At 65.7% G+C, this 700-nt stretch carries 1 protein-coding gene; it reads left to right on the top strand.

From position 1 onward, the window contains the following. Positions 1 to 112: 112 nt before the first annotated feature. Positions 113 to 538: a rubrerythrin family protein gene (locus G7A99_RS23030; RefSeq protein WP_018718822.1), complete on the top strand. Its 426-nt coding sequence runs from the start codon at positions 113 to 115 to the stop codon at positions 536 to 538. Positions 539 to 700 lie beyond the last annotated feature (162 nt).

A 700-nucleotide genomic window follows, 5' to 3' on the forward strand; every position in this document is an offset into this window, starting at 1 on the left:
TTCTATATTGTTGACGACGGCATGGGTGCTGCTATTACAGGGGATACGCTCCCGCAATGTACGGGAGCGCACTGAACTACCCGACAAGCCGCCCTATGGGAGGAGGTGTGTCATGACAGATCTCAAGGGCTCCAGGACGCACAAGAACCTCTGTGAAGCCTTCGCCGGCGAATCCATGGCGAACCGCCGTTACCTCTACTTCGCACAGAAGGCCGACGTGGAAGGCCATAACGACATCTCCGCGGTATTCCGCTCCACCGCCGAGGGCGAGACCGGCCACGCCCACGGCCACCTCGAGTTCCTCGAGGAGGTCGGCGACCCGGCCACCAACGAGCCCATTGGCGACACCGACGCCAACCTCCGCTCCGCGATCGCGGGGGAGACCTACGAGTACACGGATATGTATCCGGGAATGGCCCGGGATGCCCGCGACGAGGGCTTCGACGAGATCGCCGACTGGTTCGAGACCCTGGCCAAGGCCGAACGCTCCCACGCGGGGCGCTTCAAGAAGGCCCTCGAGGGGATGGAAGTGCTCTGAGACCGGCGGGCGGCCCGGACCGGGCCGCCCATCGCCCCCCGCACGCCAGGAGGAGAGAGCCATGAGCGAGGGCGGTCTCGGCGCACCCGTGCGCCATCGTATCGACTGGCAGGACCCGGATTTCTACGACCCGGAGAAGCTCGCCGCGGAGGAGCGACGGGT

It is taken from the genome of Arhodomonas sp. KWT, assembly GCF_010993615.1.